At 65.3% G+C, this 24,188-nt stretch carries 19 protein-coding genes and 1 tRNA gene; 8 read left to right on the top strand and 12 right to left on the bottom strand.

Features of this window, described 5'->3' with window-relative positions; translation table 11 throughout:
- Positions 1-4 precede the first annotated feature (4 nt).
- Positions 5-2,263 carry a DNA topoisomerase IV subunit A gene (gene parC, locus G539_RS0102660; RefSeq protein ID WP_029073824.1) on the bottom strand — a complete coding sequence of 753 codons (2,259 nt, stop codon included), beginning with the start codon at positions 2,261-2,263 and terminating at the stop codon, positions 5-7.
- 62 nt (positions 2,264-2,325) lie between these two features.
- Positions 2,326-3,237 (bottom strand): allantoinase PuuE, encoded by a 912-nt coding sequence (puuE, locus tag G539_RS0102665; protein ID WP_029073825.1) that lies wholly within the window; start codon positions 3,235-3,237, stop codon positions 2,326-2,328.
- Between the two features lie 180 nt (positions 3,238-3,417).
- Here puuE and G539_RS0102670 point away from each other — a divergent pair, with 180 nt between their 5' ends.
- On the top strand, positions 3,418-3,618 hold the full coding sequence (locus G539_RS0102670) for a hypothetical protein (protein ID WP_029073826.1): 201 nt from the start codon (positions 3,418-3,420) through the stop codon (positions 3,616-3,618).
- 57 nt (positions 3,619-3,675) lie between these two features.
- On the opposite strand, the gene pssA is transcribed toward G539_RS0102670, so the two are convergent.
- The 4 genes from pssA to G539_RS23485 form a co-directional block, all read right to left on the bottom strand.
- Positions 3,676-4,524 carry a CDP-diacylglycerol--serine O-phosphatidyltransferase gene (pssA, locus tag G539_RS23480; protein WP_051231035.1) on the bottom strand — a complete coding sequence of 283 codons (849 nt, stop codon included), beginning with the start codon at positions 4,522-4,524 and terminating at the stop codon, positions 3,676-3,678.
- Between the two features lies 1 nt (position 4,525).
- Positions 4,526-5,227: a phosphatidylserine decarboxylase gene (locus tag G539_RS0102680; protein ID WP_029073827.1), complete on the bottom strand. Its 702-nt coding sequence runs from the start codon at positions 5,225-5,227 to the stop codon at positions 4,526-4,528.
- A gap of 69 nt (positions 5,228-5,296) precedes the next feature.
- Positions 5,297-7,234: an ABCB family ABC transporter ATP-binding protein/permease gene (locus G539_RS0102685; protein ID WP_029073828.1), complete on the bottom strand. Its 1,938-nt coding sequence runs from the start codon at positions 7,232-7,234 to the stop codon at positions 5,297-5,299.
- 128 nt (positions 7,235-7,362) lie between these two features.
- Positions 7,363-8,859, bottom strand: coding sequence for a LysM peptidoglycan-binding domain-containing protein (locus G539_RS23485; RefSeq protein WP_051231036.1), 1,497 nt, complete (start codon positions 8,857-8,859; stop codon positions 7,363-7,365).
- A gap of 225 nt (positions 8,860-9,084) precedes the next feature.
- On the opposite strand from G539_RS23485, the gene G539_RS0102695 reads away from it, so the two are divergent.
- Positions 9,085-9,690: an LOG family protein gene (locus G539_RS0102695; RefSeq protein ID WP_029073829.1), complete on the top strand. Its 606-nt coding sequence runs from the start codon at positions 9,085-9,087 to the stop codon at positions 9,688-9,690.
- Positions 9,691-9,744: 54 nt separating this feature from the next.
- Here the strand turns inward: G539_RS0102695 and cimA are convergent, their stop codons facing one another.
- The 3 genes from cimA to cysS all read right to left on the bottom strand — a co-directional run bounded on the left by cimA (position 9,745) and on the right by cysS (position 13,505).
- Positions 9,745-11,349 carry a citramalate synthase gene (gene cimA, locus G539_RS0102700; protein ID WP_029073830.1) on the bottom strand — a complete coding sequence of 535 codons (1,605 nt, stop codon included), beginning with the start codon at positions 11,347-11,349 and terminating at the stop codon, positions 9,745-9,747.
- Positions 11,346-11,639 (bottom strand): CysS/YqeB C-terminal domain-containing protein, encoded by a 294-nt coding sequence (locus tag G539_RS0102705; RefSeq protein ID WP_156911756.1) that lies wholly within the window; start codon positions 11,637-11,639, stop codon positions 11,346-11,348. The genes cimA and G539_RS0102705 overlap by 4 nt, the downstream gene beginning before the upstream one ends.
- Positions 11,640-11,828: 189 nt before the next feature.
- Positions 11,829-13,505, bottom strand: coding sequence for a cysteine--tRNA ligase (gene cysS / locus G539_RS0102710; RefSeq protein WP_029073832.1), 1,677 nt, complete (start codon positions 13,503-13,505; stop codon positions 11,829-11,831).
- A gap of 351 nt (positions 13,506-13,856) precedes the next feature.
- Between cysS and G539_RS0102715 the strand changes: the two genes are divergently transcribed.
- The 3 genes from G539_RS0102715 to G539_RS26010 all read left to right on the top strand — a co-directional run bounded on the left by G539_RS0102715 (position 13,857) and on the right by G539_RS26010 (position 17,111).
- Positions 13,857-14,039: a hypothetical protein gene (locus G539_RS0102715; protein WP_035829889.1), complete on the top strand. Its 183-nt coding sequence runs from the start codon at positions 13,857-13,859 to the stop codon at positions 14,037-14,039.
- Between the two features lie 92 nt (positions 14,040-14,131).
- Entirely contained in the window at positions 14,132-16,417 is a 2,286-nt protein-coding gene (locus G539_RS0102720; protein ID WP_029073834.1) for an NADP-dependent malic enzyme, read from the top strand.
- A 109-nt stretch (positions 16,418-16,526) separates the two neighbouring features.
- Positions 16,527-17,111: a hypothetical protein gene (locus tag G539_RS26010; protein ID WP_051231037.1), complete on the top strand. Its 585-nt coding sequence runs from the start codon at positions 16,527-16,529 to the stop codon at positions 17,109-17,111.
- A gap of 14 nt (positions 17,112-17,125) precedes the next feature.
- On the opposite strand, the gene G539_RS0102730 is transcribed toward G539_RS26010, so the two are convergent.
- The 3 genes from G539_RS0102730 to G539_RS0102740 form a co-directional block, all read right to left on the bottom strand.
- Positions 17,126-17,809: an MgtC/SapB family protein gene (locus tag G539_RS0102730; protein WP_029073835.1), complete on the bottom strand. Its 684-nt coding sequence runs from the start codon at positions 17,807-17,809 to the stop codon at positions 17,126-17,128.
- Positions 17,810-18,667: 858 nt separating this feature from the next.
- The gene (locus G539_RS0102735; protein WP_029073836.1) at positions 18,668-19,417 is read right to left on the bottom strand and encodes an outer membrane protein; all 750 of its coding nucleotides are present in this window, start codon (positions 19,415-19,417) and stop codon (positions 18,668-18,670) included.
- Positions 19,418-19,909: 492 nt separating this feature from the next.
- Positions 19,910-19,984 (bottom strand) — tRNA-Val (locus tag G539_RS0102740).
- Between the two features lie 158 nt (positions 19,985-20,142).
- Here G539_RS0102740 and G539_RS0102745 point away from each other — a divergent pair.
- From G539_RS0102745 to G539_RS0102755, 3 genes are all read left to right on the top strand, one after another.
- A complete protein-coding gene (locus G539_RS0102745; protein ID WP_035830226.1) occupies positions 20,143-21,597 on the top strand; it encodes a DHA2 family efflux MFS transporter permease subunit in 1,455 nt (484 codons plus the stop codon).
- 210 nt (positions 21,598-21,807) lie between these two features.
- Entirely contained in the window at positions 21,808-22,596 is a 789-nt protein-coding gene (locus G539_RS0102750; RefSeq protein WP_029073838.1) for a ThuA domain-containing protein, read from the top strand.
- 125 nt (positions 22,597-22,721) lie between these two features.
- Positions 22,722-23,768 carry a Gfo/Idh/MocA family protein gene (locus G539_RS0102755; RefSeq protein ID WP_029073839.1) on the top strand — a complete coding sequence of 349 codons (1,047 nt, stop codon included), beginning with the start codon at positions 22,722-22,724 and terminating at the stop codon, positions 23,766-23,768.
- Positions 23,769-24,188: the final 420 nt, after the last annotated feature.

Raw genomic sequence — 24,188 nt, forward strand, 5'->3', positions numbered from 1 at the left:
TCTGTCAGCGCAGCTGCGGCGTGCCGAAGCTGTTGGTCTTCGGGAACTTGTCGGGCGGCAGTCGGCCTGCTTGGCCACGCTCGGCGACCCAGGGCTTCAGCTCCTCGGCCGTCCGCGTATAGCTCCGCCCGGAAGAATCCATCCAGGTCAGCCCCTCCGCCGCCGAGAAGGTCCTGACGTCGGACGGTCCGCCATCCTTGTAGCGCTGCAGGCGAACGCCCTTGCCGCGCGTCATCTCCGGCAGCTGCTCGGCCGGGAAGATCAGGAACTTGCGGTTCTGGCCGATGATGGCGACGAAATCGCCACCCGCCTCGACGCAGATCCGCGCCTCCTCGGTGCCGTCGACGTTCAGCACCTGCTTGCCCTTGCGGGTATTGGCGATGACCTCGGTTTCCGGCACGACGAAGCCGCGCCCGTCCGTCGAGGCCAGCAGCAGCTTGCGGCCGGGCTTGTGCACGAACACGGTGACGATGTCCTGCGCGTTGTCCATGTCGACCATGAGCCGTATCGGCTCGCCATGGCCGCGGCCCCCCGGCAGCTTGTCGGCGCCGAGCGTGTAGAACTTGCCGCCGGTCGAGAAGACCAGCAACTTGTCCGTCGTCTCGGCATGCAGCGCGAGCTTCAGCGAGTCGTCGGTCTTGAAGGTCAGCGTCGAGGTATCCGTGACGTGCCCCTTGAGCGCCCGGATCCAGCCCTTCTCGGAAACCACCACCGTGATCGGCTCGCGCTCGATCATCGACTGCTGGATATCCTCGACATCGTGCTCCGGCGCGTCAGCGAAGCCGGTGCGGCGCTTGCCGAGCGGCGTGTCGGGACCGAAGGTCTTGCGGACCTCCTTCACCTGCCAGGCCACCGTCTGCCACTGCTTTTCCTCAGAGCCGAGCAGCGCCTCGATCTGCTCCATCTCGGCGCTCAGCGAATCGTGCTCCTTGCGGATCTCGAATTCCTCGAGCTTGCGCAGCGAACGCAACCGCATGTTCAGGATCGAGTCGGCCTGCAGCTCGGTGAGCGAGAAGGTCCGCATCAGTTCCTGCTTCGGCTCATCCTCATAGCGGATGATCCGGATCACCTCGTCGAGGTTCAGATAGGCGACGAGATAGCCGTCCAGCACTTCCAGGCGGTGCTTGATCTGCGCCAGCCGGTAGGCGGAGCGCCGCACCAACACCTCGCGGCGATGCTCCAGCCACTCCTTCAGCACCTCGGCGAGGTTCATCACCTTCGGCACGACGCCCTTGGAGAGGACGTTCATGTTGAGCGAGATGCGGCTCTCGAGCTCCGTCAGCTTGAAGAGCGACTCCATCAGGAGCGCGGCGTCGACGGTGCGCGCCCGCGGTTCGAGCACGACGCGGATGTCCTCGGCCGACTCGTCGCGCACGTCCGCCAGCAGCGGCACCTTCCGCGTCTGGATCAGCTCGGCGATCTTCTCGATCAGGCGCGACTTCTGCACCTGATAGGGGATCTCGGTGACGACGATCTGGTACGTGCCGCGGCCCTGGTCCTCGACATGCCACCGCGCGCGGACGCGGAAGCCGCCCTTGCCGGTCCGGTAAGCCTCGGTGATCTGGGCGCGGTTGTCGACGATGATGCCGCCCGTCGGCAGGTCCGGTCCCTGGACGTGCTGCACGAGCTCCTCGACCGGAGCGTCGGGGTTCTTGATCAGCACGAGCGCGGCGTCGCACAGTTCCGCGATGTTGTGCGGGGGCACCGACGTCGCCATGCCGACCGCGATGCCCGAGGTACCGTTGGCGAGCAGGTTCGGAATGCTCGCCGGCAAGACCACCGGCTCCTTGAGGTCACCGGAATAGTTCTCGCGGAAATCGATCGCGTCTTCGTCGATGCCTTCGAGCAGCATCTGCGCGACTTCGGTCATGCGCGCTTCGGTATAGCGGTAGGCCGCCGCACCGTCGCCGTCGATGTTGCCGAAATTGCCCTGACCGTCGACGAGCGGATAGCGCGACGAGAAATCCTGGGCGAGGCGCACGAGCGCGTCGTAGATCGACTGGTCGCCATGCGGATGGAACGAGCCCATCACGTCGCCGACGATCTTGGCCGACTTCTTGAAGGCGGAGTTCGGATCGAGGCGCAGCAGGTGCATGCCGTAGAGGATGCGGCGGTGGACCGGCTTCAGCCCGTCCCGCGCGTCCGGCAGCGCTCGCCCCATGATCGTGGAGAGAGCATAGGCGAGATAGCGCTCTTCAAGCGCCTCGCGGAGATTGATGCTTTCGACATGGCCGCCCGTCGGCGGAATCAGCGCTTTTCCCATGCTTGATGGGAGTATCCGCTGCGCATCTCCGATTCAAGGAAAAGCGGCGGACTGCCGCCATTTCACGCAGGCCTGTGGTGGGCGTGCCAGTGCCAGGCGATGTCGATACGACGCGGGATCCAGACCTTCTCCTTGGCCAGCACGTAGTCGACGAAGCGCGCCAGCGCCGCGGCGCGGCCAGGCCGGCCGACGAGGCGGCAATGCAGCCCGACGCTCATCATCTTCGGCGAACCCTGCTCGCCCTCCTCGTAGAGCACGTCGAAAGTGTCCTTCAGATAGGTGAAGAATTGGTCGCCGGCGTTGAAACCCTGCGGCGTCGCAAACCGCATGTCGTTGGTCTCGAGCGTGTAGGGAATGATCAGGTGCGGGCCGTTCGGACCCTTGATCCAGTATGGCAGGTCGTCGGCGTAACTGTCTGACGTATAGAGGAAACCTCCCTCCTCCATCAGGATCTTGAGTGTATTGTCGGACGGCTTGCCCTGGTAGAAGCCGAGCGGCCGGGAGCCCGCGACCTCGGTGTGCAGGCGGATCGCCTCGTGGATGTGGCGCCGCTCCTCCTCCTCGGAGAAGTCCTTGTATTCGAGCCAGCGCAGGCCGTGGCTGGCCAGTTCCCAGTCCGCCTCCTTCATGGCGGCGACGGCTTCCGGATTACGCGCCATCGCCAGCGTGACGCCATAGCAAGTGACCGGCACGCGGCGGCTGGTGAACATCCGCCAGAGCCGCCAGAAGCCGGCGCGGGAGCCATACTCGTAGATCGATTCCATGTTGAGGTTGCGCTGGCCGACCCAGGGCTGGGCGCCGACGATCTCCGAGAGTAGCGATTCCGACGCCTTGTCGCCATCGAGGATGTTGCTCTCGCCGCCCTCCTCGTAGTTGACGACGAACTGCACCGCGGCATTGGCGCCGCCCGGCCACTTCGGATCGGGCGGGTTGCGGCCATAACCGATCAGGTCACGCGGATAGGATGTCGTCATGCTGGTCCCGCCCCTTGGCGAATGGTTATCGCCCGCGAAGCGGCGACGGCGGCTCGTGGCTGGAAAACTGGATTCACAGCGTTAACGCGCCCCGCCGATTCACGCGGCGTTAACCTACATGGCCCAGAATCTAAACAATTGGTAGCGACGCCTGCTGCCGCCCGTCCGAAGGAGGACCGAATGCAGATCGCGCACCCGCAGTTCCAGGCCACCAGCCTCCCCGCCGACGACCCGCGCTTCATGGCGGCCCTCGACCTGCAGATCGCGCAGATGCGCCGCGTTCTCGAACTGATGGCTCCGAACGCTGCCGACGCCATCGATGGCGCCTTCGCCCACGTTCCCTATGACGAGCGCATGCAGGCCGTCGCCAGCCACGGCTGACGCCAACCCTTTCCCAATTGAAGAAGCCGGTGGGCGGGCCCACCGGCTTTTCTTTTGCTAGATGCTGTCGCCGATTTCGGTCTCGGTCGATCCGGCAGCCGCCGCCTGATCCTCGCGTCGATGCTTCTTCCAGGCGCGCCAGCCGATCGGCAAGGCCGCCAGATAGATGAAGGCGCCCGCCGCCAGCAGATGCCACGGGTAGCTCAACAGAGAAGCGGCCAGAACCACCACCAGCACGAAAAGCGGCAGGACGGCCTCGCGCGGCACGCGGGCGCCGAACTTCTTGCCAGACCAGGTCGGCAGCCGGCTGACCATCAGCAGCCCGACCGCGATGGTGTAGACGAGCACCAGCGGAGCCGTGAAGCTGTTGTGCGGCAGGTCGAGATATTCGAGATAGACCGGAAGCAGGACGATCAAGGCACCCGCCGGCGCCGGCACGCCGACGAAGAAATTCGCCTGCCAGTCCGGTTTGTTCGGGTTGTCGATCGAGACATTGAACCGCGCCAGGCGCAACGCAGCGCAGATGGCGAAGACGAGCGCCGCGATCCAGCCGAGCGAACGCACCTCGTCCAGCGTCCAGACATAGAGCAGGATCGCCGGCGCGACGCCGAAATTGACGAAATCCGTCAGCGAATCGAGCTCCGCCCCGAAGCGCGACGTCGAGCGCAGCAGACGCGCCACCCGCCCGTCGATGCCGTCGAGCACCGCCGCGATGACGATCATCGAGATCGCCTCGCCATAGCGCGCCTCGATCGCCATGCGGATCGCGGTCAGTCCGGCGCAGAGCGCCAGGAGCGTCACGAGGTTGGGCAGGATCATCCGGATCGGAATCTGCCGCACCTGGCGCAGGCGTGGACGATGACCGCCCTCGTCGTCCGGATCGAAGGGCGGAAAGATCGTCTCCATGTCAGTCGACCCGGACGCCACTGATCGCACCACCCTGGCCAAAGCGGGCCAGCACCGTCTCGCCGGCGACGGCGGTCTGCCCCTCGGCCACGAGCGGCACCGCGCCTTCGGGCAGGTAGACGTCGAGACGCGAGCCGAAGCGGATCAGGCCGAAGCGCTCGCCGGCGGCCAGTTCGGCCCCCTCGCGGGTAAAGCAGACGATGCGGCGCGCCACTAGGCCGGCGATCTGCACGACGCCCAGCTTGCCATGGACGCCGTCGATGACGAGGCCGTTGCGCTCATTGTCCTCGCTCGCCTTGTCCAGTTCAGCATTCAGGAACTTGCCGGGCTTGTAGGCGATGCGACGGACACTGCCGGCGACCGGCGCGCGGTTCACGTGGCAGTTGAAGACGTTCATGAAGACGGAGATCCGCACGCGCGGCGCCGTTCCCAGCTCGAGCTCCGGCGGCGGCACGACGGGGCCGACAGCCGAGACCCGGCCGTCGGCGGGGCTGATCACCAGATCCGGATCGATGGGCGTCACCCGCGACGGATCGCGGAAGAAATAGGTGCACCATGCGGTCAGGACCAGGCCGAGCCAGAACAGCGGCCCCCACAGCCAACCCAGGAACAACGTGACGAAGGCGAAGATCGCAATGAAGGGATAGCCCTCGCGGTGGATCGGCACGAGGTTCGCCCGGATCGATTTCAGCACAGAATCCATGCCTTGCCCTGTCTCCCAGAATAAGCAGCGGTTCGGTAAATCACGGATAGGCCGAAGTGTGAAGCCGGACTATCCAACCGTCTCCAATCCCGCCTTCGGTCCGCGCAGCACGACACCCATCGTATCGGTCTCCTGAACCTGCCGCAGCCGCTCGGCCGCCTCGTCGGCTTCACGCTGGCGATCCCACATGGAGGCATAGAGTCCGCCGAGGCGCATCAGCGTGTCGTGGTTGCCGCGCTCCAGGATCTGGCCGGCTTCGAGCACGATGATTTCGTCGGCTGTCACAACTGTGGAAAGACGATGCGCGATGACGAGCGTGGTGCGTCCCGACGACACCCGGTCGAGTGCGCCCTGGATTTCCCGCTCGGTATGCGTGTCGAGCGCCGAGGTCGCCTCGTCCAGCACGAGGATCGGCGGCGCCTTCAGAATCGTGCGGGCGATCGCCACGCGCTGCTTCTCGCCGCCCGAGAGCTTCAGGCCGCGCTCGCCGACTTCCGAATCATAGCCATCCGGCAGTGCCTCGATGAAGTTGGCGATCTGCGCCATCCGCGCCGCCTCGTAGACTTCCTCCATGCTGGCGCTCGGCCGGCCATAGCGAATGTTGTAGGCGATCGTGTCGTTGAACAGCACCGTATCCTGCGGAACCATGCCGATCACGGCCCGCACGCTCGCCTGCTGGACGTCGCGGATGTCGACGCCGTCGATGGTGATGCGACCGGCGGAGACATCGTAGAAGCGGAACAGCAGGCGCGAGATCGTCGACTTGCCGGCGCCCGAGGGGCCGACGATGGCGACCGTCTTGCCGGCCGGAACCTCGAAGCTGACGCCCTTCAGGATCTCGCGCGCCGGATCGTAGTGGAACGAAACGTTCTCGAAGCGGACCGTGCCCTCCGAGACGGCGAGCGCCGGCGCGCCCGGCTTGTCCTGCACCTCTTCCGGCATGTCGAGCAGGCGGAACATGGCCTCGACGTCGGCCAGACCCTGCTTCAGCTCGCGATAGACGGTGCCGATGAAGTTCAACGGGAAGGACAGCTGGATGAGCAGCGCGTTGATCATGACGAAATCGCCGATCGTCTGCTCGCCGCGCATGATCGCCATGCCGCTGAGCGCCATGCAGATCGTCATGCCCGTCGTGAAGATCACCGTCTGGCCGAAGTTCAGCCAGGCGAGCGACGTCCAGGTCTTGATCGAGGCGGCCTCGTAGCGCGCCAGCGACTTGTCGTAGCGCGCCGCCTCCATCGCCTCGTTGCCGAAATACTTCACCGTCTCGTAGTTGAGCAGCGAGTCCACCGCCTTCGAGTTGGCCTCTGTGTCGGAGGCGTTCATCTCGCGACGAATGGCGATGCGCCAGTTGGAGGCGACCACCGTGAACCAGACATAGGCGACAATGGTCAGCGAGATGACGACGACATAGGAGAAATTGAACTGCCAGGCGATGACGACCGCCGCCAGCAGGAACTCGAGCAGGGTCGGGAACGTGTTCAGGATGATGTGGTCGACGATCGAGTCGATGCCCTTCATCCCGTGGTCCATGGTCCGCGACAGGCCGCCGGTGCGGCGCTGCAGATGGAAGCGCAGCGACAGGCGGTGCATGTGCACGAAGGCGCGGTGGCCCAGCTTGCGGATCGCGTTCTCGCTGACGCGCGCAAACAGCGCATCGCGGAGCTGGTTGAAGGCGTTGAGCAGGATGCGGCCGACGCCATAGGCGATGACCAGCATGATCGGCGCGGCGATAATCAGGGAGAGGCCCGACTTGTCGCCGGCGGCATTCGCGGGTGAGACGAGTGCGTCCGTCGCCCATTTGTAGAGGAAGGGGATGCAGACGGTCAGAACCTTGGCAAGCACCAGGATGACCAGGGCGCCAGCAACACGAATCTTGAGGTCGGCACGGTCCTTCGGCCAGATATAGGGCCAAAGGGCGGCGATGGTGGAGAACGCGGTGGCGTCTCGCTCCTCGACCGGCGGGTTCTTGCCCGCCTTCGGCTCGGCGCTGTTGGTCGCGCTCATTGGACGTCTCTCCAGATTGACTGCGGTCGCGCATCCGCGCAACGTCAAATCCGCGCCGGGAGGCTTTCCCGGGCGCGGATTTCACGGGACGTGCGGCGACACGTCCCGACACATGTGGTGGCGGTGGTTCAGTTCGTCCAGTTGGCGTCCCCGGCCGGCAGGACGAAGGTCTGGCCCGGGTAGATCAGATGCGGGCTGCGGATCTGATCGTGATTGGCTTCATAGATCGTGGAATAGCGGATGCCGCGGCCGTAGAGCCGGCGCGAGATCGTCCAGAGATTGTCGCCACGACGGATGATGACGCTCTGCGGCGCAGGGACGTTGCCATCCGCCGACGCGCCGCTGCCGCCGCCGCCCGTCGCCACGACCGGCGCCAGCATCGCGACGTCCTCGGTCCGCTCGAACGGAACCTCGGCGCGCTCGACGACCTTGCCGGACCCGTCGGCCTCGACCTGGTCGGCGCGAACGATACGACGGCCAGGCTCGACCGTGCGCTTGGTCTCCAGCAGCCAGCGGCCGTTCTCTTCCGGCTTCGCCTCGCCAACCAGCTTGTCGTCCATGTAGACGCGCACCGGCGCCTTGGACTTGGCCGATCCGGCGACGAAGAGCTTGCCGTCCTCGACCTCGACCGCGTCGACGGTGACCTTCGGCTCGGCAGCCGCCTTGGAGGCGTCGGCCGTCGCGCTGGCGCCGTCCTTGCCCTCCGGGGCGGCGATCGTCTTTTCGGTCGCGCCTGCAGCCGGCTCACCTGCCGCCGGGCCGGCATCGGCCTGCTGCTGCGGCGCTTCGCCAGCCTTCGGCGCGGCCGCGTCCACGGTCGCGCTGCCTGCCGGCTGCGAGGCATCGGGCTGCGCCGCCGCGGCGGCGGGCGCCTCCGCTGCCGGAGCGGTCCCGGCCGCGCTTGCATCGCCGTTCGACCCGGCCTTGGGCGGCTCGGATGCGGATGGCTGCTGCGTCGCTGAGGCCACCTGCTGCTCGGCCGACGCGACCGGCTTCTGCAGCACCTTGCTTGCCGAATCCGGCGTGTTCAACACCACTAGCGCCTCACCCTTGCCGGGCTCCTGCACCTGCACAGCCACGCTCTGCTCGGAGAGAGTCTCGACCTTCTTGTCGGGCGACGTCGTGCGGATCGAGAGGTCGTGCGTGCCGGGCGCCAGCGGCTTCTCGATCGCGACGGCCCACTCGCCCCGCTCATTCGCCTCGGCGGTGGCGACCGTCGATGAGCCATCGAGCAACTCAACCTTGGACTTCGGCGCGGCCAGGCCGGCGACTACCGTCTCTCCGGTCGGCTCGACGCGGACGATATCAAAGCTCGGAACCGCGCCCTCGGCCGGCACCTCGGCCTTCTGCTCCGTACCGGCGCCGGACTTGGCAGCGGCGCCCTCGCCTTCCGAGGTCTTGCCGGCCTCGGCGGCCTTCGCGGGCTCCGGCGCCTTCTCGGCGTTCGCGGCCGGCGCCTTGGCATCGGCCGGAGGCGCGCTGGCCTCCTGCTCGGGCGTGCGCGTCTTCTCGGCCGTCGGTTTGGCGATCAGGCCATAATACCCCCCGACCAGGATCGCGGCGACGGCGACGATGCCGGCGACGCGACCAGATGTCTTGGGTCCGGGAGGTGTCTGTTCAGCCATGAATGCTCAAACCTGTCGCTCAAAACGGAACGTCGTTGCGCGTTCCGCGCCCGCGGGCCTGTTTCCCCTGCCGGTTGCCGACTCCTCGGTATTCCCGGCCTATTCTCCGCCTTGTTATACCCGCTTTCAAGGACGCCACAAGGCGAGGAAACCGCAGTTTCCAAGGCACTGCGGCAGATTGGCCGCAGCTTGACGGTCGCCCGCCCCGGATGCGAGGAAGGCGTCATGACCGAGCTTTCTTCGATTTGCGTCTATTGTGGCTCTTCCGCAGGCGACGATCCGATCTACGCGGCGTCCGCCGAGCAACTTGGCACGGCAATGGGCGAGGCCGGCATCGGTCTCGTCTATGGCGGCGGCGCCATCGGACTGATGGGCATCACCGCCCGCTCGGTCATGGCGGCAGGCGGCCACGTCACCGGAATCATCCCGCAGTTCCTGAAGGAACGCGAAGTGATGCTGGAAACGGCGCATGAGCTCGTCGTCACCAACGATATGCACGAGCGCAAGCGGCTGATGTTCGAGCAGTCCGACGCGTTCGTCGCCCTGCCCGGCGGCATCGGCACGCTCGAGGAACTGGTCGAGATGATGACCTGGGCGCAGCTCGGCCGGCACCGGAAGCCGGTCCTGATCGCCAACATCAACGGCTTCTGGGACCCGCTGATCGCCCTGCTTCGCCACATGGCATCGGCCGGCTTCATCCGCAGCGGCTTCGAGGTCAATTATCTCGTCGCCGACAGCGCCACCGACATCCTGCCGAAGCTACGCAAGGCCACCACGGAACGCGTCACCCGGGCGCTCGAAGTCGAGCCAATGCCGATCGCCGATCTCTGAGGCTGGACACCGGGCGGGTCGACTTTCCGCCTCCGCCCGGCGTGAGCCTTCCTGTCAGCCGTGCGCCGGCTTGGCGCCCGACTTGATCAGCTTGTAGATGATCGAGTCGTGCAGCGCCTCGAACGAGGCGTCGACCACGTTTTCCGATACGCCGATCGTCATCCAGCTCTCGCCGGCGCCGTCGCGCGTCTCGATCAGGACGCGGGTGACCGCCTCGGTACCGCCGTTCAGGATGCGGACCTTGTAGTCGATCAGCTCGAGGTCCGAGATGATGTCCTGGTAGACACCGAGGTCCTTGCGCAGCGCGCGGTCGAGCGCGTTGACGGGGCCATTGCCCTCCTCGACCGTCAAAAGCCGCGCGCCGCCGACGATCAGCTTCACCACGGCCTCCGAGACCGAGATCTGCTTGCCGACCGCGTTGAAGCGGCGCTCGACAGTCACATGGAAGCTCTCGACGGTGAAATAGTCCGGAACGCTGCCGAGCGTGCGGCGAGCCAGGAGCTCGAAGGACGCGTCGGCGCCCTCGTAGGAATAGCCGACCGCCTCACGCTCCTTGACCTCGGCCAGCAGCGCGTCGAGGCGACGATCGGCCTTGTCGACCGTGATGCCGAGGCGCGACAGCTCCGCCAGCAGGTTGGAACGGCCGGCCTGGTCGGAGACGAGCACGCGGCGGTGATTGCCGACCAGCTCCGGCTTCACATGCTCGTAGGTGCTGGGATCCTTGACGATCGCCGAAGCATGGATGCCGGCCTTGGTCGCGAAGGCGGAGGCGCCGACATAGGGCGCCTGCCGGTTGGGGGCGCGATTGACGATCTCGTCGAAGCGATGCGACAGCGCGGTGAGCCCCTTCAGGCCCTCGGCCGTCACGCCGATCTCGAAGCGGTCGGCATAGGCCGGCTTCAGCCTCAGCGTCGGGATGATCGAGGTCAGGTTGGCGTTGCCGCAGCGCTCGCCGATACCGTTCAGCGTGCCCTGGATCTGGCGCGCGCCGCCCCGGATCGCGGCCAGCGAATTGGCAACCGCCTGCTCGGTGTCGTTGTGCGCATGCACGCCGAGATGATCGCCAGGGATCGTCTTCGCGACCTCGCGGACGATCGCCTCGACTTCCTCCGGCAGCGTGCCGCCATTGGTCTCGCAGAGCACGACCCAGCGCGCGCCGGCGTCATAGGCGGCCTTGGCGCAGGCCAGCGCATAGGTCGGGTTGGCCTTGTAGCCGTCGAAGAAGTGCTCGCAATCGACGAGCGCTTCCTTGCCCGCCTTCACGGCGGCCTCGACCGATTGGCGGATGCCCTCGAGGTTTTCCTCCTCGGTCGCCCCGAGCGCCACCTTGACCTGGTAGTCCCAGCTCTTGGCGACGAAGCAGATCGCGTCCGAAGCCGAGGCGAGCAGCGTGTTGATGCCGGGATCGTTGGAGAGGCTGACCCCTGCCCGCTTGGTCATGCCGAAGGCGGTGAACTTCGCCCGGCTCGTCCGCTTCTCGGTGAAGAAGCGGGTGTCGGTCGGATTGGCGCCGGGATAGCCGCCCTCGACATAGTCGACACCGAGCTGGTCGAGCAGCCCGGCAATCAGCACCTTGTCCTCGACCGAGAAGTCGACGCCGTTGGTCTGCGCCCCGTCGCGCAGGGTCGTGTCGAAGAGGTAAAGTCGCTCTTTCGTCATTCTGCGTCTTCTTCCGGTGCGGCCTTGCGATCCCAGGTCGTCCAGAACTCGCCGGTGACCTCGTCCTTGCCGTCGATGATGACCAGCCCCATCGCGTCGAGCTGCTTGCGGATCGCGTCGGCCTTGGCGAAGTCCTTGGCCTCGCGCGCGGCGATGCGGTCGGCGATCAACTGTTCGATCAGGTCTTCGTCGAGCGGAATGCTGGTCATCGTGGTGTCTTTCTGTTGGCAGCGCGCTTCAACGCGCGCGTGAACTCTGGCGCGGGGCAGTGGGGCGGTCGCGACGAACACCCCCGGTCGTCATCCCGGCGAAGGCCGGGATCCATTCAGCTGGAGCCTTGGGTATTGAAGTCAGTACCTTGCCAACCTCGACGAACCCGGCGGCATGGATCCCTGCTTTCGCAGGGATGACGGCGAGCGTGGTGCCTGCGCCGGAGCCAACCGCAACGGCGTCGGAAAAGGCAGAGACGATGACCGCCCTCACCGCTTCACTTCCCATGTCGTGACGATCTCGCCGGTCGCCGGGTCCTTGGCGTCCTTGAGCGCGATGCCCATGCCGTCGAGCTCGGCGCGGATGCGGTCGGCCTCGGCGAAGTTCTTGGCGCGACGCGCCTCGAGGCGGGCGGCGATCTTTTGCTTGATCACTATCTCAGGGTCACCCGACGCTGGCACAATGAGCAACCGAGATCCGGGACCAATCTCAAGCCGAAATCCCGGGGCCTCAAGCATCGACGTCAATTGGCTGATAGCAGTCTGTGGGGCTGTGTTGGCAATCGCGGCACGAAGTTTGTTCGCTGTTTCAACGGCCTCTACGACGCCGTAGCTCTCGGCGTTCAACGACGAGAGCTCCCGTCTGAACAAGCCAGGCTGATCCAGCTTTCTGAAGCCTATTAGCTTCAACGAAGCAGCCAATAGCGCGCGACTCTCTAACGATCCACCTTTCGCGCTCTTGTAGTACGCCCGGAGCTCAGCCAATGCCGCGGGAGTATTAATGTCCTCGGACAACGCCCGAATAAGCGCAGAATCATGCGGGAAGTCGGGTTCCTCGCCCATCAAGGCGAACTCAGCGCCAATCAGCGAGGACCATTCATACAATTCGGCCGACGCAGCAATGCACTTTGAGTACGTCCAATCGATAGGCTCCCGGTAGTGCGTTTGGAGCATGACCATCCGCAGCACATCGCCCGGCCATTCGTCCAGCAACTCGCGGATGGTGACGAAGTTGCCGAGGCTCTTCGACATCTTCTCGCCTTCGACCTGCAGGAAGCCGTTGTGCATCCAGATGTTGGCCATGCGCGACGAACCGAAGGCGCAGCAGGACTGCGCGATCTCGTTCTCGTGGTGCGGGAAGACCAAGTCGATGCCGCCGCCATGGATGTCGAACGTATTCTTCTGCGGATCGTCGCAGGAAAGCCCGCCGCCGAACGGCTCCAGCAGCTTCGCCATCGACATGGCCGAGCACTCGATGTGCCAGCCCGGACGGCCGCGGCCTTCGATGCCGGCCGGCGACGGCCAGCCCGGCTCGTTGTCGGCCGACGGCTTCCAGAGCACGAAGTCCATCGGCTCTTTCTTGTAAGGCGCTACGTCAACTCGTGCCCCGGCCAGCATCTCGTCGAGCGAGCGGCGCGCCAGCGCGCCATAGCGCGGCAGCTTGCCGTTCAGCGCGTCCATCGCGGATGGCGAGAAGAGCACATGGCCCTCGGCGACATAGGCGACGCCGCGAGCGACGAGGCGCTCGATCATCGCCTTCATGCCGTCGATATGTTCGGTGGCCCGCGGCTGTTCGGTCGGCGGCAGGCAGCCGAGCGCTGCCACATCCGCCTGGAACTGGGCATCGGTCTTCTCCGTGACGAGGCGGATCGCCTCGTTCAGCGGCAGATCGGGATGGTCGACGGCGGCGCGCGCGTTGATCTTGTCGTCGACGTCCGTGATGTTGCGGACATAGGTGACGTGGTCCGGCCCGTAGACATGGCGCAGCAGGCGATAGAGCACGTCGAAGGCGATGACGGGCCGCGCATTGCCGATATGGGCGAAGTCGTAGACCGTCGGCCCGCAGACATACATGCGGACATGCGGCTTGCCCGTCGCAGGATCGTGGAAGAGCGGGTTGAGCTCGTCCTTTTCCTTCGTCAGCGTATTGTAGAGGCGCAGCGTCATTGATCGATCCCGATGAACAAAACCCCGCCGGCCGGGGCGTTCGTCTCTATCGGAATGGAACAGAGGAACGGCCTCAGCCAGCGCGTGCTAGCCGGTAATAATCCCGCAGCAGTAAATGCCGTTGAAATGCGGAAAAGCCGTCATGCGAGCGTGATGACGGAATTCGGCCGTAGCGTCAAGGCGGGAAGATGGCGGCGGCGCGCCGATACGGTGACCAAACCGCTAAGATCGGGACAATTTTAATCAATTCGCAAGAATTCCGAACGATATCTGAACGCAGGTTTCAGGTCGGGTTCAGCTGTGGGGGCGCAGGATCCCGCCGTCGATTTGGGCCTTTTGGAGTACCGCGTCATGGCCACTCGTTCGTTCTTCGCCGTCACCTTCTTTGCCACACTCGTCGGCATCGGCCTCGCCGAACTCGTCCAGCGCCCGTCCCATTCGGAAATCCGCGACGCCCGCGCATCCGCCGTCAGCCTGTGCATGACCAAGGGCATCGCCTGCGGTGCGACACGTTCGGGCTACGCCGCTTTCTGATACCGCTTCGCTCGCGTCGCCTGCTCTGATCGGTTAGGACGGTTCACGGCAGCGGAAGCAGCCGTCAACTCGAATAATCCGCAGGCAGGGTCATGACCGAAAACAGCACGGTGGGCGCCGATCTCGACGAGAGCGCGCTTTTCTTTCATCGCTTCCCGCAGCCGGGAAAGCTGGAGATCCGGGCGACCAAGCCGCTCGGCAATCAGCGCGATCTGGCGCTCGCCTATTCTCCGGGCGTTGCCGCCCCCTGCCTCGCCATTGAAGCCGACCCCGCCAAGGCCTTCGACTACACGTCGCGCGGCAATCTGGTCGCCGTCATCTCGAACGGAACCGCCGTGCTCGGCCTCGGTGCCATCGGCGCCCTCGCCTCGAAGCCGGTGATGGAAGGCAAGGCCGTCCTCTTCAAGAAATTCGCCGGCATCGACGTCTTCGACATCGAGGTGGACGAGCGCGACATCGACAAGTTCGTCGATGTGGTGGCCGCGCTGGAGCCGACCTTCGGCGGCATCAACCTCGAGGACATCAAGGCGCCCGAGTGCTTCGAGATCGAACGCAAGCTGCGCGAGCGGATGGCGATCCCGGTCTTTCATGACGACCAGCACGGCACCGCGATCATCGTCGGCGCCGCCGTCGTCAACGGGCTGAAGCTCAAGGACAAGCCGATCGCCGAGGCAAAGATCGTCTGTTCGGGCGCCGGCGCGGCGGCGCTCGCCTGCCTCAACCAGATGGTCGCCCTCGGCGCCAAGCGCGAGAATATCTGGGTCGCCGACATCGAAGGCGTCGTCTATGAGGGCCGCGAGGCGCTGATGGACCAGTGGAAGTCCGTCTTCGCCCAGAAGACCGACAAGCGCACGCTGGGCGACATCATCGATGGCGCCGACGTGTTCCTCGGCCTTTCCGCCGCCGGCGTGCTGAAGCCCGACATGGTCGCCCGCATGGCCGCGCGCCCACTCATCCTGGCGCTCGCCAACCCGAAGCCGGAGATCATGCCGGAGGCGGCGCGCGCCGTGCGCGACGACGTGATGATCTGCACCGGCCGGTCGGATTTCCCCAATCAGGTCAATAACGTCCTCTGCTTTCCTCACATCTTCCGCGGCGCCCTCGACGTTGGCGCCACGACGATCAACGAGGAAATGAAGCAGGCGGCGGTGCATGCGATCGCGGCCCTCGCGCAGGAGGAGCCGTCCGATATCGCCGCGCAGGCCTATGGCGGCGTGCAGCTGACCTTCGGCCCCGACTACCTGATCCCCTCGCCGTTTGATCAGCGCCTGATCCTGCGGATCGCGCCGGCCGTCGCCAGGGCGGCGATGGAATCCGGCGTCGCCACGCGGCCGATCGCCGATTTCGACGCCTATATGGACCGGCTGACCCGCTTCGTCTTCAAGTCCGGCCTGATCATGAAGCCGATGGTCGCGGCGGCGAAGACCGACGTGAAGCGCGTGATCTACGCCGATGGCGAGGATGAGCGCGTCCTCCGGGCCGCCCAGGTGGCGCTCGAGGACGGCCTCGCCCAGCCGATCCTGATCGGCCGCCCCTCCGTGATCGAGACCCGCATCAAGCGCTTCGGCCTGCGCTTCAATCCGGGCGTCGATTGCGAGATCATCAACCCCGAGGACGACAAGCGCTATCGCGACTACGTCGAGCTCTATCTCGACAAGATGGGCCGCCACGGCATCACGCCGGAAGCGGCGCGGACGATCGTCCGCACCAACACCACGGTCATCGGCGCGCTGGCGCTGATCCGCAACGACGCCGACGCCCTGCTCTGCGGTCTCGAAGGCCAGTTCCGCACCAATTTCCGCGTCATTCGCGACGTCATCGGCCTGCGCCCCGAAAGCCACGCGTATTCCGCGATGAGCCTTCTCATCAGCTCCGGCGCGACGACGTTCCTGACCGACACCTATGTCAACGAGAACCCGACGGCCGAGGAAATCGCGGAAGTGACCCGGCTCGCCGCCGACCACATCCGCCGTTTCGGCATCACGCCGAAGGCGGCGCTGCTGTCGCACTCCAACTTCGGCTCGCGCGACAACGTCTCGAGCGCCAAGATGCGCCGCGCGACGGAAATCCTCTGGGCGACCGCGCCCGATCTCGAGGTCGACGGCGAAATGCACGGCGATTCCGCGCTTTCGGAAACGCTGCGCGCCCGCGTCATGCCGAAGTCGAAGCTGACCGGCGAGGCCAATCTTCTGGTGTTCCCGAACCTAGATTCCGCCAACATCACGATGAACGTCGTCAAGGTGATGACCGACGCGCTGCATGTCGGCCCGATCCTGCTCGGCGCCGCCAAGCCCGCGCATATCCTGACGCCGTCGGTGACCTCGCGCGGCATCGTCAACATGACGGCGCTGGCCGCCGTCGAGGCACAGAACGGCTGACGCCTCGAAGCTGGCACGCGGGCATTGTTTCCTCGCGTTCCCACACGTTAAGAGAAGTGGCCGGTCCGGCATGGCCCGGCCATTTCTCATTCGCGGACACGCACAGCCGATGACCAGCCAAGCCGACGAGACGGTCGACCTCCACCTCAGCGACATGCACAACATGTTCCAGACGCCGGAGGTGGATCCGTTCCTCGACGAGAACATCGAGGCGTCCGGGATCGACCAGCTGATCGACACGATGAACGCCCGCCCGGGCAACCAGAAGCCGATCTCGGCCATCGCCATCCACCTGCCGCCGGCGATGATCGAACCCGGGCTCCCGGCCCGGATGAAGATGGCGATCGGCAATTACTGCAACGCCCAGATCCGCCTGGCGGCGCAGAAGAAGCGCGAGATCTGGCTCGAGGGCCGCAAGGCGCTCCGCATCGGCCTCGTGTTCTGGGCGATTTGCCTGGCGCTTTCGCTGCTGTTCGAAGAGCTGGTCTTCAGGAGCAACGTGCTCGGACGCCTGTTCGGCGAAGGCTTCATCATCGCCGGCTGGGTTGGTCTGTGGCGGCCGGCGGAGCTGCTTCTCTACGACTGGCGCCCCTATTCGCGCGAGATCCGCCGCTATGAGGAGATCAAGCGGATGACGGTCTCGATCGTCCCGCGCAAGCGTGCGGCGGCGCAGCCCGACGTCACCGTGATCTGAGGCGGCCGCGACCGCTACTCCGGCGGCGCGGTCGACGTCCAGCTCGTGGCATTGATGAGCGGCGACAGGCTGAGCTCACCGACCAGCCGCTCCACCAGGCGGTCTTCCTGCTTCGTGCTGTAGACCATCGCCTCGACCTCGACGCTGCCGCTGTCGGCCATGGCGCGGCTCTCCAGGCCGTGCAGGCGCAGGTTCTGCACCCTCACGGCCTGCAGCATCCGCGCGCGCGTCCAGGCCTCGTCTCCGGCCGCGCAGCGCAGCTTGATGACATAGAAGCGCTCGACCAGCTCCTGCTCCGGTGTGAACCGCTCGACCAGACGACTGAGCCGCGGCAGCGCCATGTTGATGAGGATCACGAAGCCTGTCGCCGTGACCGCTTCGGCCAGGAATCCGTAGCCCGCCAGCGTCCCCACCGCGCCTGTCGCCCAGATCGTCGCCGCGCCGCGCAGGCCGCGAACGCTCAGCCCGTCGCGCATGATCAGGCCGGCGCCAAGGAAACCGATGCCGCTGACGACCTGCGCGCCCATGCGGATGTCGACATCGCCGCCATACAGGCCCGCCAGGGACGTGAAGGTGGCCGCGCCGAGCGCCACGAGCGCATGGGTGGTGAGACCGGTGTGCCGCTGCAGCCAATGCCGCTCCAGCCCGATGAGCATGCCACAGACGAGAGCGACGGCGAGATTGATGGAAATGGACAATAGGCTCGAACGACCTTTCCCGGCCTGGAGGCCGCCTAGGGGTTGTTTTTTGAGGGGCCGGATGCTTCGGCCCAAGGGAGTTGCCGTGGGCGCCTGCACAGGCCAGCCGTGCGGCCCGGTTCATGGCGACGAGGTTGACACTTCTGGACGGCGGCCAGCCCGACGACCTCGCGGCCTCACCCTGGCGGCACGACGAGCCAGATGACCGGCCCTGCACGGAGCCGCTGACGTTGCCATTCAGAGGGAACCTCCGGCGCCAGGGCCCGGCGAGGCGTCGCGCCCGCAGAACTGAGCCTGCCCCGCGACGCTGCCGGCATCACGCGCGCACGCGGCTCTAGCCTTGAAGCGAACACCGGGGCCAGTTCGGCGACAGGAAGCGCTGGAGGCCGGTACAGACAAACCCTCCGCCAGCGTCCAGCGAACATGCCGCTGCCAGGATGAAGCAAATGCAGCTTCCGCGCCAATCTAAGTCGCGCCGCCAGTCCGGCGAATGACGGTCAATCACCAGACTGCAACTGTTTATATAGTATAATTTGCACCGATAGCAAGACTTACCAATTCCGCAAGACCAATCGCCCCCCGCGAAAGCAATTATCTGACTTCTATAAGCATATATGGGTAATATAGCTATCCGTATCGGCGGCCTGGCAGGAGATATGAGATAGATCAACCAGATGACGACACACGATCGGAAAACAGTCGACGCCGATACATCTTGGCGAGCGACAGCGCGTATGGCGGACCGTCAGGCTGCCGTCCCGAGGCGCAGATCGCCGAAGAAAAGGGGAGCTCAAAAGCAAAAAGCCCCGCCACAAGGGCGGGGCTTCCGTCGCATCGATGACGCGTGATCGTCGAAGATCAGAACTTGTAGTTCACACCGAGCTTGACCGTGCTGAACGACGTGTCGAAGTTGCGCTCGGTGCTGCCGGGCCAGTTCGGGTCGAAGAGCGAGACGGTCTCCTTGCCGAGATCGGTGTAGAGATACTCGCCCTTCACCGTCCAGTTGTTGGTGAGCGCGTATTCGACACCCGCGCCGACAACCCAACCGACCGAGGTCGACGAGTCAGAGGTATCAAACTGCGCTCCACCGGAGCCGCTGTTCATCACGCCGCAGCCATTGGTACCGCCGATGGCGCTCGCCGGGCTGCAGCCGAGCGAATGATCCTGCTTGGCCCAGGCCAGACCACCGGTCAGGTAAGGCAGGAAGCGGTCAACCGCATAGCCGACACGGGCGCGGACCGTACCGAAGGCCTCGATCTTGTCTTCGCCATAGTAGGGGTCGTGAACCTTCGTGCTGTCCCAGCTCTCGCCGATATTGCCAAAGGCGACATCGGCCTCGAGGCCGAGAACGACATTGTTCTGGAGCTGCCAGTTATAGCCGACCTGCGCACCGCCGAACCAGCCGTCGATGTCCTGCCCGGCCGCACTCGAGTTGTTCACGTCGCGCGTGTCACCCCAGCCATAGCCACCATGGACACCCGCATAAAAGCCGGTCCAGTTGAACACCTCCGGCGCCGCCACAACCGGAGCGGGCTCGTAGGTCAGATCCGCCGCGAGAGCGGTCGACCCACTCAGGACCAGCGCGACAGCGGCAAGGCGAAGTTTCATTGAAAAGCTCCCCAATCAATCAATCTGCCCGATTTCGTAGCACAACCTTTGCGTTAAATGCCATTGCGAAAATACAACATGATTGAGTCTAAAAGGCTTTTTCGCAGTAACCGTTCGCCACCCGTACGGCCAAAAGAAGCCAAAATCGCTTGGAATCCCTAGAGATTCCCGGTTGTATTCAAGAAAATCAAACAAGAGAAATCCGATCAAAAAATCGAAAATACGTTAGACTGGCACCGCATAATTCGATGCAACCATATAATCGCATTGATTGAGACGGTATTTCTTGGCATCCAGCAGGACGGAACGCAAAGATTACAACCGAGAGCAACCGGCCGGGAATCTGCCAACGCGCAAAGCGGCGCGGGTCCGATTCGACCTCGACGCAGCGACACCAAGCTCGCCTCGCGATAGCGCCACGATGCAGTGGGCATGCGGCGAACCACCGCGCCCGCTGGGGTGCTAACGATGACGATGATGATGAAAGGAAAATGGTGGGCGGTACTGGGATTGAACCAGTGACCCTTCGCGTGTGAAGCGAATGCTCTCCCGCTGAGCTAACCGCCCGTCCGGCCGAAGCGAGGCGCTCCGGAGAAGGTGGCCGGGATATAGAGTGCCGCGACCGACCAAGTCAAGCGGAGGCGACCGGTTATGCCACGCTATTGTGAATTGTCACGATCGGTCCTATCGGTGAGATAGGACGCTCACCTTACGAAATGCCCCCGATGCCAAGCGATACCGTTCTCGGCGCAGGCTCTCCTTCGTCTGTCCCTGCCCCCTCTTCCTACCGCATCACCGCCCTGATCGTGGCCAGCGCGCTGTTCATGGAGCAGCTCGATTCGACCATCCTGGCGACGGCGCTGCCGACGATGGCGAGGAGCTTCGGCGTTTCGCCGCTCGACATGAGCGTCGCGCTCACCGGCTATCTGCTCAGTCTCGCCGTGTTCATCCCGATGAGCGGCTGGATCGCCGACCGCTTCGGCGCCCGAAACGTGTTCTGCGCCGCGATCGCCATCTTCATGGCCGGCTCGCTCCTGTGCGCGCAGGCGCCAAGCCTCACTGTCCTCGTCATCGCCCGCATCCTGCAAGGGCTGGGCGGCGCCATGATGGTGCCGGTCGGGCGGCTGGTCATCCTCAAGACCGTGCCACGGGCGCAGTTCGTCTCGGCGATGGCCTGGGTCATGGTTCCGGCCCTGATCGGCCCGGTGCTCGGCCCGATGGTCGGCGGCTTCATCGTCACCTATTTCGACTGGCGCTGGATCTTCTACATCAACATTCCGCTCGGCATCGTCGGCATCCTGCTGGCGAGCCGGCATATCGAGAACGTGCGCGAGGAGACGCGCCGCCCATTCGACATGCTCGGCCTTCTCTATTCCGGCGTCGCGCTCGGGTCGCTGCTGTTCGCCTTCGAGGCCGGCGGTCGCGGCGAGGCGCCACCCGCCGTCACGCTCACCCTGCTGGTCGTCGGCATCGTGTCGGGTTGGCTCTACATCCGCCACGCCCGGCACCATGCCGCCCCGATCCTCGACCTGACGCTGATGCGGCTGCTGACCTTCCGCCTCTCGGTCGTGGCCGGCGGCCTCGCCCGCATCAGCGCCGGCGCCATGCCGTTCCTGCTGCCGCTGATGATGCAGCTCGGTTTCGGCATGTCGGCCGTGCATAGCGGCCTTGTCACCTTCGCCTCCGCCGCCGGCGCGATGGCGATGAAAGCCTCGGCCGGCCCGATCCTGCGCCGCTTCGGCTTCCGCAACACGCTGATCTGGAACAGCGTCTTCACCAGCTGCTTCCTGGCGATCTACGCCGCCTTCCGCCCCGACTGGCCACTGCTCGCCATCTACGCGCTGCTGCTCATCGGCGGCTTCTCGCAGTCACTGCAGTTCACCGCCTACAACACGATCGCCTATGCCGATGTCGAGCGCGAGCGGATGAGCGCGGCGACCAGCTTCTACACGACGATGCAGCAGATGATGCTGTCGCTCGGCATCTGCGTCTCGGCGGCCGTGCTGCAGGTTTCCGTCGCCGTCTCCGGCCGCGAGACCCCGGTGATGGCGGATTTCTCCGCCGCCTTCCTGACGGTGACCAGCATCGCGCTGCTCGCCGCCTTCCTGTGCGCCCGCCTGCCGCGCGACGCCGGCGACGACCTCGCCGGTCGCGCAGCCCCGCGGGACGCCGCGCACTAAGGACTGCCCCGCCCCTGCGACAAGCACGTCATTCAGGGGATATTGCGTGATCGGAGATGCACGATAGAGTGTGCCGGGCTACCATCCAAAGCGCTTTGAACGAGGGCTGGTCACGCGCCCGTCGCATTCGTCGAGCACTGAACCCACCGAACTCCGCGCCCGCGCGGAACTGCCATCTGTGATCAGGAAACGTCTAGGGAGACCATGGTCATGACGATCCGCGTTGTTGTCTGGGGCGAAAACGTCCACGAGCAGGAGAACGAAGTCGTCCGGAAGATCTATCCGGAAGGCATGCACACTACGATCGCCAAGGGCCTTGCCGAGGATCCGGTCATCAAGGTCTCCACTGCCACGCTGCAGGAGCCCGAGCACGGCCTGACAGAGGAGCGCCTGGCCGAGACCGACGTCCTGTTCTGGTGGGGCCACAAGGCGCATGGCGAGGTCTCCGATGCCGTCGTCGAGCGCGTCGCCAAGCGCGTCTGGGAAGGCATGGGCCTGATCGTCCTGCATTCCGGCCACTTCTCGAAGATCTTCAAGCGCCTGATGGGCACCCCCTGCTCGCTCAAGTGGCGCGAGGCCGGCGAGCTCGAGCGCGTCTGGGTGATCAACCGCAATCACCAGATCGCCCAGGGCCTGTCCGACTATTTCGAGATCGAGCAGACCGAGATGTATGGCGAGCCCTTCACCGTTCCGGAGCCGCAGGAGACGGTCTTCGTCACCTGGTACGAGGGCGGCGAGGTGTTCCGCTCGGGCCTGACCTGGCAGCGCGGCGGCGGCAAGATCTTCTATTTCTCGCCCGGCCACGAGACCTACCCGATCTACTACAACACCGACGTCAAGCAGGTGCTGAAGAACGCCGCCAAGTGGGCCTACAACCCCGCTCCGGCCTGGGCCGGCATCGAGAAGGCGCCGAACACGCCGGCCGACAAGGCCCCGAACGGCCCGCTGACGATCAAGGGCGAGACCCTGCACAAGCGCGGCGAGGAAGGCTTCCACTGATCGCCTGACGGCGCCGCCGTCCTGATCCCGTCCGCGCGGGCGCCCTGGCGTCCGCGCGGTTCCTGCCCCCGCCTCCCCCACAACCGCCTTCCGGGACGACGTCCCGCCAGCCAAGAGCGTTCACAATGGTCAAGCTTCTCATCCTCGGGACCGGCAACATGGCCAACAGCCATGCGACCGCCTTCAAGGCCATTCCGGGCGTCACCCTCGTCGCCGCCGTCGAGATCGACCCCGCCCGCCGCGCCGCCTTCGGCAAGGAACACGGCATCACCAACCTGTTCGGCAGCCTCGAAGAGGCGATCGCCTGGGGCCAGTTCGACGCCGCCGCCAACGTCACGCCCGATGCCGTCCACTACGACACGACGATGAAGCTGCTCGCCGCCGGCAAGCACGTCTTCTGCGAGAAGCCGCTGGCGACCGACTACCCGCACGCCCTCGAGATGGCCGAGACGGCCGAGGCGAAGGGCGTCATCAACATGGTCAACCTGACCTATCGCAACTCGCCCGCGCTGCAGAAGGCGCGCGAATTGGTCAGCGCCGGCAAGATCGGCGCGATCCGCCACGTCGAGGCCTCCTATCTGCAGAGCTGGCTGGTCGGCAAGCAGTGGGGCGACTGGCGCACCGAGTCGCGCTGGCTGTGGCGCCTGTCGGAGGAGCATGGCTCGAAGGGCGTGCTCGGCGACGTCGGCGTCCACATCGTCGACTTCGCGAGCTTCGGCGCCGACAGCGCCATCCAGACCGTAGAGAGCCGGCTGAAGACCTTCCACAAGGCAAAGGACGACCAGATCGGCGAGTACAAGCTCGACGCCAACGACTCGGTGGTGATGATGACCGAGTTCGCCAATGGCGCGCTCGGCGTGATCACCGCGACGCGCTTCGCCACCGGCCACGCCAATGATCTGTCGCTGACGCTCTACGGCACCGAGGGCGCGCTCGAGGTCAAGACCGACGGCAAGGCGTCGTCGCTGAAGATCTGCGCCGGCGCCGACATCGACACGCAGACCTGGAAGACGGTCGACTGCCCGCCCGTGCCGACGACCTATGAGCGCTTCATCAAGGCCTGCAACTCCGGCATCAACGGCGACCCGAGCTTCCGCCGCGCCGCCGAAATCCAGCGCATCCTAGATCTCTGCTTCGACCAGGACGTCGCCCGGGGCAAGAAGATCGGCTGATCCGCTTCAGCCCGAACATCCAGCATCGGCCCGGCCTTCGCCCGGGCCGATTGCATTTCCGGCCCACCGCAACATTCTGTTGCATGGCGGCCACATCGAGGCCCGAGCAGCGCCAAACGCCATCGGCACCTTGGCAGCTCACGCAGAGGCAGCTATAAGGCTTCCTCCTTCAACTCCGAACGCGGGGAGATCAACATGGCATCATTGCACGTCGAAATCGCCCCGGCCGCACCGTTCCCGGGCTTTCCCCGAGCGTAGTTCGGACGTTTAGCGGGCAGCCTCGCTCCGGTTCACAACCGCGGCCCTCCAGCACCCGCAGACCCGATACTTCAAATCTTCATCCGTGAGCGCTCGCGCCATCCGTGCGTCGCTCGCAGCCTTCATCTCTTTTTCAGGACCGGATCCGCGTTCGACACGCGT

The sequence above is a fragment of the Kaistia adipata DSM 17808 genome, assembly GCF_000423225.1.
Taxonomy (GTDB): domain Bacteria; phylum Pseudomonadota; class Alphaproteobacteria; order Rhizobiales; family Kaistiaceae; genus Kaistia; species Kaistia adipata.